Origin of the sequence: Streptomyces murinus, from assembly GCF_002154555.1 — a bacterium.
In the GTDB taxonomy this organism is placed as follows: Bacteria; Actinomycetota; Actinomycetes; order Streptomycetales; family Streptomycetaceae; genus Streptomyces; species Streptomyces murinus.
The window spans coordinates 1-3,698 of sequence record NZ_MUNF01000849.1; the positions used below are offsets into that span (position 1 = coordinate 1).

Genomic DNA, 3,698 nt, shown 5'->3' on the forward strand with positions numbered 1-3,698 from the left:
CTCGGCCGGCTGGCCACTCCCCGCCCCCATGCACCTGGAGGCTCGCCCCGCTGATGTACGCCGCGGCGTCGGAGGCGAGGAAGACGGCGGCGGCGCCGACGTCGCCGGGAGTGGCCAGCCGGCCGAGCGGGACGGTGCGGGCGACGGCGGCGATGCCCTCGGGGCCGCCGTAGTGCGCGGCGGACTGCTCGGTGCGCACCATGCCCACCACCAGCGTGTTGACCCGTACATGCGGCGCCCACTCCACCGCCATGGACGCGGCGAGATGGGTGAGCCCCGCCTTGGCCGCGCCGTAGGCGGCGGAGCCGGGCGAGGGACGGCCCCCGCTGACGCTGCCGATCATCACGATGGAGCCCCGGCTGCGCCGCAGCTGCTCGTACGCGGCGAGGGACGCGGTCAGCGGGGCGGTCAGGTTCAGCTCCAGGACCTTGGCGTGCCGTTCGGCGTCCGCGTCGAGCAGTCGTCGGTACGGCGTTCCGCCCGCGTTGTTGACGAGTACGTCGAGCCGGGGCAACGCGTCGAAGAAGGCCCGGACGGCGGGTGGGTCCCGCAGGTCGAGCGGGATGAACTCAACGCCGTCCAGCGGCTGTTCAGGAGGTCTGCGGGCGCAGATCAGGACGCGGGCGCCCGCGTCCGCGAAGGCCCGCGCGATGCCCGCGCCGACCCCGCGGGTGCCGCCGGTGACGAGGACGGTGCGGCCGCGCAGGGAGCCGGCCGGGTCGCGCCAGGAGTTGTCCACAGGGCGCGCGGTCGAGTTTTCCACAGGGCCTCCCGCTGGTCCGTGGCGGCTGCTAATTTCAAAGCCATCGCACCTAACAAATGTTTGGTGGAAAGGTAGCTGATGCGCCCATGGGTGTCTCCCGTTCGTCCCCGGAAAAAGGGATTTCCGTGGTCACCGTCGACTTCCCGCCGGTCAACGCGCTCCCGGTGACCGGCTGGTCCGCGCTGGCCGAGACCGTGCGCGCGGCGGGCCGCGACCCCGAGGTCCGCTGCGTGGTGCTGGCCGCCGAGGGCCGGGGGTTCAACGCGGGCGTGGACATCAAGGAGATACAGGCCCACGGGCAGCGGGCGTTGATCGGCGCGAACCAGGGCTGCGCCGACGCCTTCGCCGCGGTGTACGAGTGCGAGACACCCGTCGTCGCGGCGGTGCAGGGGTTCTGCCTGGGCGGCGGGATAGGCCTGGTGGGAAACGCGGACGCGATCGTGGCGAGCGAGGACGCCGTCTTCGGACTGCCCGAGCTGGACCGGGGCGCGCTGGGTGCCGCGACCCATCTGGCCCGGCTGGTCCCGCAGCATCTGATGCGCGCCCTGTATTACACGGGGCGGACGGCGAGCGCGGCGGAGCTGCATCGGCACGGCTCGGTGTGGCGCGTGGTGCCGGGCGCGGAGTTACGGGCGGCGGCGCTGGAGCTGGCCCGGGAGATCGCCGCCAAGGACGGCCGGCTGCTGCGCATGGCCAAGGCCGCGATCAACGGCATCGATCCGGTCGATGTGCGCCGCAGCTACCGATTCGAGCAGGGCTTCACCTTCGAGGCGGGCCTCAGCGGCCTGGCCGACCGGGTGCGCGACACATTCGGCAGGGACAGGGGCAAGGACAGGGAGGAGGGGGTGTAGATGGGCGACAAGACGATGACCGCCGAGGAGGTCGTCGGCCGACTGGAGAGCGGGATGACCCTGGGCATCGGCGGCTGGGGCGCGCGCCGCAAGCCGATGGCCCTGGTGCGGGCGCTGCTGCGGTCCGGGTTACGCGATCTCACGGTCGTCTCCTGCGGCGGCCCGGACGTCGGGATGCTGGCCGCGGCCGGGCGGCTGCGGAGACTGGTCACGGCCTTCGTCACCCTCGACTCGATCCCGCTCGAACCGCACTACCGGGCGGTCCGCGAGCGCGGCGGGCTCGAACTGACGGAGGTGGACGAGGGGATGCTGCTGCGCGGCCTGGAGGCGGCGGCACACCGGCTGCCCTTCCTGCCGGTGCGGGCGGGCGTCGGCTCGGACGTCATGCGGGTCAACCCCGCTCTGCGGACGGTCACTTCGCCGTACGAGGACGGGGAGACGCTGGTGGCGATGCCCGCGCTGCGGCTGGACGCGGCCCTGGTGCATGTGCACCGCGCCGACCGGTTGGGCACCGGCCAGTGCCTGGGCCCGGACCCGTATTTCGACGATCTGTTCTGCGCGGCGGCGGATACGGCCTATGTCTCCTGCGAGCGGATCGTGGACACGGCCGAGCTGACCGAGAAGGCCCCGGTGGAGTCGCTGCTGCTGCGGCGACTCGCGGTGACGGGCGTGGTGGAGGCGCCGAACGGCGCGCACTTCACGTCCTGCGCGCCGGACTACGAACGGGACGAGGAGTTCCAGCGGCTGTACGCGAAGACGCCGTGGCCGGAGTTCGCCGGGCGGTTCCTCGGCGCCGACGAGGGCGGGTACCGGGCGGCGGTGGCCGAGTGGCGCGAGGAGGAGGGGCGATGAGGGCGACCCGGGCCGAGTACTGCGTGATCGCCTGCGCCGAGGCATGGCGCGGGGCCGGGGAGATACTGGCGAGCCCGATGGGCCTGATCCCCTCGCTGGGCGCCCGGCTGGCCCGGCTCACCTTCGCGCCGGACCTGCTGCTGACCGACGGTGAAGCCCTGCTGGTCCGCCCGGACGGCACCCCGGAGGGCCGGCTGACCTTCCGGGAGCATCTGACGCTGGTGGCGGGCGGCCGCCGGCACGTGATGATGGGCGCGAGCCAGCTCGACCGGTACGGCAACCAGAACATCTCCTGCGTCGGCGACTGGGCCCACCCCCGCCGCCAGCTGCTCGGGGTGCGCGGGGCCTCGCTCAACACGCTGAACAATCCGACGAGTTACTGGATCCCCCGGCACTCCCAGCGGGTGTTCGTGGAGCGGGTGGACATGGTGTGCGGGGTGGGGTACGACCGGGCGGCGACGCTCGGCCGGACGGCCCGCTTCCATCGCCTCGGGCGGGTCGTCTCCGATCTCGGGGTCCTCGACTTCGCGACGCCGGACCACTCGATGCGGCTGGCCTCGCTGCATCCAGGGGTGAGTGTGGCCGAGGTGCGGGAGGCGACGGGCTTTGACCTCGTGGTGCCGGACGAGGTGCCGGGCACCCGGGAGCCCACGCCCGGGGAACTGCGGCTGATCCGCGAGGTGCTGGACCCGGACGGGGTCCGCGAGCGTGCGGTGCCCGAGGGGGTGCGGGGCTGATGGAGACCGCGCTCACCCGGCTGACCGGCGTCCGTCATCCGGTGGTGCAGACCGGGATGGGCTGGGTGGCCGGACCCCGGCTGGTGTCGGCGGCGGCGAACGCGGGCGCGCTGGGCATCCTGGGCTCGGCCACGATGACACCCGCTCAACTGCGCGCGGCGATACGGGAAGTGCGGTCGCGTACGGGAGCGCCGTTCGGGGTGAATCTGCGCGCGGACGCCCAGGACGCGGCCGAGCGGGTGGAGATCCTGCTGGCGGAGGGTGTCCGGGTGGCCTCCTTCGCACTGGCCCCCTCCGCCGAGCTGATCACCCGGCTCAAGGAGGCGGGGGTGGTGGTCATCCCGTCCGTCGGGGCGCGGCGGCACGCGGAGAAGGTGGCGGCGTGGGGCGCGGACGCGGTGATCGTGCAGGGCGGCGAGGGCGGCGGCCACACCGGCGAGGTGGCCACGAGCGTGCTGCTGCCGCAGGTGGTGGACGCGGTGCGGATACCGGTGG

The 3,698-nt window shown here is 73.5% G+C and carries 5 protein-coding genes; 4 read left to right on the forward strand and 1 reads right to left on the reverse strand.

What is annotated here, in order from left to right; all coding sequences use genetic code 11:
- Window positions 1-706 (reverse strand): SDR family oxidoreductase (locus CCN72_RS35765; protein WP_107430272.1); only part of this gene is annotated, 706 nt, incomplete at its 3' end.
- Window positions 707-849: 143 nt separating this feature from the next.
- Between CCN72_RS35765 and CCN72_RS35770 the strand changes: the two genes are divergently transcribed.
- The 4 genes from CCN72_RS35770 to CCN72_RS35785 all read left to right on the forward strand — a co-directional run.
- Window positions 850-1,614 (forward strand): enoyl-CoA hydratase family protein, encoded by a 765-nt coding sequence (locus tag CCN72_RS35770; RefSeq protein ID WP_086812532.1) that lies wholly within the window; start codon window positions 850-852, stop codon window positions 1,612-1,614.
- Window positions 1,615-2,466, forward strand: coding sequence for a CoA transferase subunit A (locus CCN72_RS35775; RefSeq protein ID WP_086812534.1), 852 nt, complete (start codon window positions 1,615-1,617; stop codon window positions 2,464-2,466). It abuts the gene before it with no gap.
- Window positions 2,463-3,203 (forward strand): CoA-transferase subunit beta, encoded by a 741-nt coding sequence (locus CCN72_RS35780; RefSeq protein ID WP_086812535.1) that lies wholly within the window; start codon window positions 2,463-2,465, stop codon window positions 3,201-3,203. The genes CCN72_RS35775 and CCN72_RS35780 overlap by 4 nt, the downstream gene beginning before the upstream one ends.
- The coding region (locus CCN72_RS35785) for an NAD(P)H-dependent flavin oxidoreductase (RefSeq protein ID WP_143664324.1) at window positions 3,203-3,698 on the forward strand (496 nt) is incomplete at its 3' end. The genes CCN72_RS35780 and CCN72_RS35785, both read left to right, overlap by 1 nt.